4 protein-coding genes and 3 pseudogenes are annotated in these 5,498 nt (G+C 58.4%); 3 read left to right on the forward strand and 4 right to left on the reverse strand.

Translation table 11 applies throughout. The features are described from left to right. The 3 genes and pseudogenes from FY112_RS37540 to phaC all read left to right on the forward strand — a co-directional run. Nucleotides 1–157: pseudogene (locus tag FY112_RS37540) on the forward strand (alcohol dehydrogenase); the annotation flags it as partial. Next, nucleotides 154–855: a poly(R)-hydroxyalkanoic acid synthase subunit PhaE gene (locus tag FY112_RS09205; RefSeq protein WP_151518227.1), complete on the forward strand. Its 702-nt coding sequence runs from the start codon at nucleotides 154–156 to the stop codon at nucleotides 853–855. The pseudogene FY112_RS37540 and the gene FY112_RS09205, both read left to right, overlap by 4 nt. Before the next feature lie 3 nt (nucleotides 856–858). Next, nucleotides 859–1,965 carry a class III poly(R)-hydroxyalkanoic acid synthase subunit PhaC gene (gene phaC / locus FY112_RS09210; protein WP_151518228.1) on the forward strand — a complete coding sequence of 369 codons (1,107 nt, stop codon included), beginning with the start codon at nucleotides 859–861 and terminating at the stop codon, nucleotides 1,963–1,965. Nucleotides 1,966–2,578: 613 nt separating this feature from the next. Here phaC and nifH read toward each other — a convergent pair. From nifH to FY112_RS37550, 4 genes and pseudogenes are all read right to left on the reverse strand, one after another. Beyond that, a pseudogene (gene nifH / locus FY112_RS37545) lies at nucleotides 2,579–2,824 on the reverse strand (nitrogenase reductase); the annotation flags it as partial. Nucleotides 2,825–3,251: 427 nt separating this feature from the next. Next, nucleotides 3,252–3,965: an NPP1 family protein gene (locus tag FY112_RS09220; protein WP_151518230.1), complete on the reverse strand. Its 714-nt coding sequence runs from the start codon at nucleotides 3,963–3,965 to the stop codon at nucleotides 3,252–3,254. Nucleotides 3,966–4,075: 110 nt separating this feature from the next. Beyond that, entirely contained in the window at nucleotides 4,076–4,219 is a 144-nt protein-coding gene (locus FY112_RS36680; RefSeq protein WP_181018188.1) for a hypothetical protein, read from the reverse strand. Nucleotides 4,220–4,344: 125 nt separating this feature from the next. After that, nucleotides 4,345–4,446, reverse strand: a pseudogene (locus tag FY112_RS37550) (hypothetical protein); the annotation flags it as partial. Between the last annotated feature and the right edge of the window lie 1,052 nt (nucleotides 4,447–5,498).

Genomic DNA, 5,498 nt, shown 5'->3' on the forward strand with positions numbered 1-5,498 from the left:
TTCGGCGGTTGGAATCGGAGAAGGCGATCTTTCCAAGCTGGCGGAGGATGCGATGAAGCAAAAGGATCGCCTACTGGTCAACAATCCGCGCGAGCTCGACGACGATCAGGCCCGGGCGATCTATGCCAACGCACTTGCGGGAGTGAGCAGGCCATGACCCCGAGCTCGGATGACCAACCGGAATTCTCCCAGATGCTGCTGCGCATGTCGGAAATGTGGCGCAGCAACATCGAGCAGGCAGGGGAGTTTGAAAAATTGTGGTTCAAATCGATGATGCCCGTTTTCACCATGCGCGCGGCTGGCGGCAGCCTGTTAGCCGCCGCGCAGGGCGACGAGATCTCGAAAACTATCAAGCGCATGGCGGAAGCCCCGCGCCTTGCCGACATGTGCAACCTCGACCGGCAGGTCTACGCGCTGATGGCGGCCTGGATGGACGTGAGCCAACGAATGGCGACCTATCAAGCCATCGCCACCGTGCCGTGGAGCAAGGCCTATGAACGCTACAGGGCAACGCTCGCCGACACGAAGGGAGGAGACGCCAAGGATTTCGGCTGGCGCAAGGCCTTCGGCAAGTGGAGGGACATTGCGAACGAGGAACTGATCAGCAACCTGCGCTCTAAGGATTTCCTCGCCGCGCAGCGCGAGTGGCTGCTCGCAGCGCTGGAGCTGCGCACCCGCCAGCAGCAAATGACCGACAGCGTCGGCAAGCTGTTCGGCGTTTCGAACCAGCGGGATTTCGATGCGCTGACGCGGCAAATCACGGAACTGAGGCGGGAGCTGCGCGCCAGCCTCAGGGCACAGCGCGATGCTGCTGTACGTGCAGGCGGCGTCACTACACAACCAGGAGAGGAATGAACAATGACCGAACCCCGCGAGACCGCTTTCAACAGTTTCCTGAAGGATTTCGCCGAGAATGTCGGCAAGTTCCACAAGGGGATGGAGGTCCTCGCCGGCATCCGCGACGAGAATGTAGATGTCGGAGCGACGCCCAAGACGCTAGTCATGCGCCGCGACAAGGTGGAGCTGTTCCGCTACGAGCCGACGGCTAAGCGCGCCGTCGAGACGCCGGTCCTCATCGTCTACGGCCTGATGGGCCGCTACACCATGGCGGACCTCCAGCCCGACCGCTCGCTGGTTCGCAGCCTGCTCGCCAAGGGCATCGACCTCTGGCTGATCGACTGGGGCAAGCCCGGCCGCGCCGAGCGCTGGCTGACGATGGACGACTATGTCGACGACTATATCCACGAGGCGGTGCACCGGATCTGCCGCGAGACGGGCCATGACAAGGTAACGCTGCTCGGCATCTGCCAGGGCGGCGTCTTCACCACCTGCTATGCGGCGCTCCATCCGGAGAAGGTCAAGAACCTAGTCCTGACCATCACGCCGATCGACTTCCACGCCGATATCGATGACCCGGCGGCGATTCAAGGCCTCCTCAACATCTGGATGCGCTCGCTTGCGCCCGAGGATATCGACCGCATGGTCGATGCGCTGGGCGTCATCCCCGGCGAATTCATGAGCTCGATCTTCTCGCTCATGAGGCCGATGGACTCGCTGACCAAATACAATGTCGACCTCTTCCGCATCGTCGACGACAAGGACCGGCTGATGACCTTCCTGCGCATGGAGAAATGGCTGGCCGACCGGCCGGACCACCCAGGCGCAGCCGGCCGGCAATGGCTGAAGGAGCTCTATCAGGAGAACCGCCTGGTCGAGGACAGGTTCGAGCTGTCGGGCCGCATCGTCCACCTCCGCGCGATCGACATGCCCGTGCTCAACATCTTCGCGCTGAACGATCATATCATTCCGCCGGCCTGCTCCAAGGCGCTCGGCGGCAAGATCGGCAGCACTGACTATAAGGAGGTTCCACTTCCGTACGGGCATGTCGGCCTGTTCGTTTCGAGCAACTCGCAGGACAAGCTCATCAAAATCATACCCGAATGGCTCCGGGCACGGGACAGCTAGGGGTAGCGATGCTCAACAAGATTATCTCGACCGCCGAAGCGGCGATCATCCGTTCCGGCGATACAGTCGCCTTTTCCCGGCTCCGTCGACGTCAACAAGCCGTTGCTTCGTTGCCCTGCGGGCTTGCTCTTCTTCCCGCCCAGGCCATAGTGTGTGGAGAGGGTGGCACTCGAACGTCCCGGAAATCGCCGCGCATCGCCTGACCGTGCATTCCAACCAGGTAGCTCAAAGGCTCCTCAAGAGCGAGTACGGAACGGCGCCCGTTGGCTTGTATCGCTTGCGTCCATCGCGAGCTGGGCAGGCGACTTCGCAGAAAGCGACGATTTGGCATTCCGCGAAGCGCGGCGACGATGGTGGTGTAACGGTGTTCATGCCGTCTACTCTGGACTAAAACAGAACTCGCCAGATTCAGGACCAACTTCCACAAGGTCCGGGACAGTCTGACTCTCGGTGATATCCAGTGGAACTGGAACACCTACGTCCAAGATCTCGAGCATTCCTGGCTGAAGGGCAAAGACGAGAGCTCGTTCCTTTCCGGGTCGGTCGTGGACCGGCTTGTATGCCACGAGCACGCCGTTTGCGCGCATGCACTCGTGCCCATAGACCTGACGCTTAGACCGCCCAGACGGCCGATGCCGCCTTTAGCATATTTCGGGATTCCTCTGGCGATTCTGCCATTCATTTCGTCGGACATGACGATGTAGACTTCCTGAGCTTTGATTTCTCGGATCGGCATCGCGAAGCCGCCGCACACAACGTCACCGAGCACATCATAGGAGACGTAGTCGACACCGCTGTAAGCGCCGTTTTCTTCCAGAAAGTTGGTCGATGTCAGGCGGCGTCCCGCGCAGCCTAAGCCATCAAGGCGACGGACAATGTCGTATGGATGCGGCATTTATCCGCTCGACGCGGGGTCTCCTTCGCTTTCGAAACGCGGATGTGATGCGGAGAATCCCGCAGTGCAATGGCGGGCACTTTGGAGAGGGCAGGCATGTCAACTAGCTCGGCGGCGGTCTGCGCGATCTAACGGTAAGAGCGCGATGAGGGCGCCTGGAGGCGTGGGGTTGACAATGAGTTGGCACTCCCGGGCGCATGATCGTGCTCATCCAGGATCGGCGTGATTCGCGCAGAATCCAGCCCTGCTTAATACGAACCGCGAAGTGCATGGTGTCTCTCCGGGCTCCGATCATATGTGTGCCGGCGTTTTCCTCCACCGTGCGCTTGGGCGCATGCCATCGTCGATACTCTTAAAGAGGCGCCGGCGAGAAGCCGGCGCCACCCATTAATTACAATAGGGACTTGCTCAGATTGTAGTAGAAGTTGTAATCGTTGAATGGTACCTCCTTGCCGAAGACATAGGTGTCAAGCGTGTGTCGCGCTGCTGGCGTCATGTCGAACCAGTTGATTGCAGGCTGCATCCCTCCACGAGTTCCAGTGTCAACAAGTGAAGGGTTGAGCGGGAATGGGTTCCGCTGATAGGCGACCAGCGGATGTGTTCCGCTCATGTGAGGCTCTGTCTCCCGGTTGTAATGACCATGGCTTGAGTAGCTGACCGCGTTCACCCGCGCTTGGCTGTCACAACTCGCCGTCCAGACGACGACATTCTGCCAACCAGACCGATGACCCAAATTGCCGGGCCCGTCGACGTTCTGCTCCTTGGGAAAGTACCAAGCGTACATGATTGCGCACTGGTCCCTGAAGGATTCCGCTCTGACGTAGACTTGTCCGATGCTGCGTGAGCAGTGGCCGTTCATCGCTCCCGACGGTTTCAGGCCGCCGCTGACGTTGCCGGCGGCATCCACGGCCGGGAAAGGGACACAGCCGTTATAGACCTTGAGATACGGCTGGAAGGTCTTGAGGAAGCCGGAGGTGCTGTCGGGAAACCCTTGCACCTTATCGTGATCAATGACATCAGCCGCGCGCGCGGGTCCCGATGGTGCGCAAAGGGAGATTAACCCGGTTAGCAGCGTTCGCCGATTGCACGGAAGGGTGAGTGCCATCTTATTGTCCTCCGTTGTTAACGATTCGGTCGCAACGTGAATGCGCTAGATCGTACGAGGTTAGTGGTAGGTCGCAGGGATGAGCTCCTGTCTTTGATGGGGCTGTTCTTTTAATGCTTAGACTTGTTAGGCTTCCTCTTGGGCTTGCCGATACCCCCGATGCCGACCGCCGCCTTACCGTAATCCGCCTTGCCGAACCCCTGCTTGCCACCTCTGACCCGCTTGACGAAAAATGCTTTTTTCCGCTTAGTCATCTCGAAACCTTCTCGATCGAACTAATTTCCCGAGGCCACCGATCTTGCTGGAGGCGCCTGCTTAGAAAAGGTTGTTGGATGGGGTCTGAAAATCCTCTGTCCCTTAAGGATCGCATTCGGCGAGAGATCTTCTGACCGTGGTCAACAAGGGCCGCTAGCGTATTTTGGGAGGCAGTGGATTTGCCAATTCCACGCTTTCCATGTGATGCCACTGTTTGTCCTTTCACGAGTTCGAAGCAATGCGGTTATCCCGCACCGCGGATGCGGCGGCCGTTCCGCTGCCTCGCATTAGCTCTCAAGATTCGTGCCAAGCAGGCCCGATCGAGCTGGCGAACAATTATTTCGCTGCTATTTCAGCGATGTGGGCGGAAAATACGGGATTGGGCGAAGAGGAATGCGTGTCGCGAAGCTGACAAAGGTGACGACGATGTCGTAAATCGGATGTGGAGAATTTCGGTCAGTCGGGTCATCTGGACTGCATTTGTCGACTTGCGCCCCATGCAGAATGAAATTAAGCGGAGATCGCACTGTCCTCAATTTTGGTGGAGGGGGGTCCGATCGCCGATGTCTAAACGCGACGCAGAAGCTTCTAAACGCCACTTTCTAAATTAGAACAAAATATACCGGTCTGATGCTCTCGCAAGTGAAGCGTCTACGCCATTTTGGAAGGGCGAACGTCAAGCTGAGGCGGACTGTCGCCGAGCTATCGCTAAACAAGACCGTACTGGAGGGGTGTCTTCTTCGTTCGTGCAAGCGTCATGGTTATCCAGGTCGCAGGCGCACGGCGAGAGCCTCGCTGAGGTCACCCACTACCAACGGGATCGTCCGCCTCCCTGCGCAAGGCCTCGGCATCATCAATCAGGAATCGCAGTGTTCGGACTTTTCCTGCATGCCGCACAATCGTCCTCCAGAGATCCTGCTTTCGCCTGACGCTCTTCGCTCAATTACAACGCTCTGGCATAGTGATGACCGGAACGGTCGATCAACATGCCGTAAATCCTGTGAAAAAAACGGCTTCGTGCCCGAACTCTTTATTCCGAACGGAACGTGCGGACCTGTCATCATAGCTGCAACAGTACTCCAGGCGCGCTGGGCCGGATACATTTATGAAACGGCAAGCGTCATTTGCTCGACGTCGCGCTCGATCGTCGTCGATGATCCCACCGGAGACAGCGCTATTGGATAAGTGGGATCGTATCCCAAGGAGTGATTTAGCGCGATAGCACTGGCCTACCAGTATTCCCGGTCGGTCGGTTGTTGACGACAATCAACTTACGAC

Source organism: Rhizobium sp. PEPV16, assembly GCF_008919455.1.
Lineage (GTDB): Bacteria > Pseudomonadota > Alphaproteobacteria > Rhizobiales > Rhizobiaceae > Rhizobium > Rhizobium leguminosarum_Q.

Excerpts from the sequence above, each read along its gene's own strand:
- FY112_RS36680 (WP_181018188.1), bottom strand. The coding sequence starts at position 4,219 with ATGACTAAGCGGAAAAAAGCATTTTTCGTCAAGCGGGTCAGAGGTGGC.
- FY112_RS09205 (WP_151518227.1), top strand. The coding sequence starts at position 154 with ATGACCCCGAGCTCGGATGACCAACCGGAATTCTCCCAGATGCTGCTG.
- FY112_RS09220 (WP_151518230.1), bottom strand. The coding sequence starts at position 3,965 with ATGGCACTCACCCTTCCGTGCAATCGGCGAACGCTGCTAACCGGGTTA.
- phaC (WP_151518228.1), top strand. The coding sequence starts at position 859 with ATGACCGAACCCCGCGAGACCGCTTTCAACAGTTTCCTGAAGGATTTC.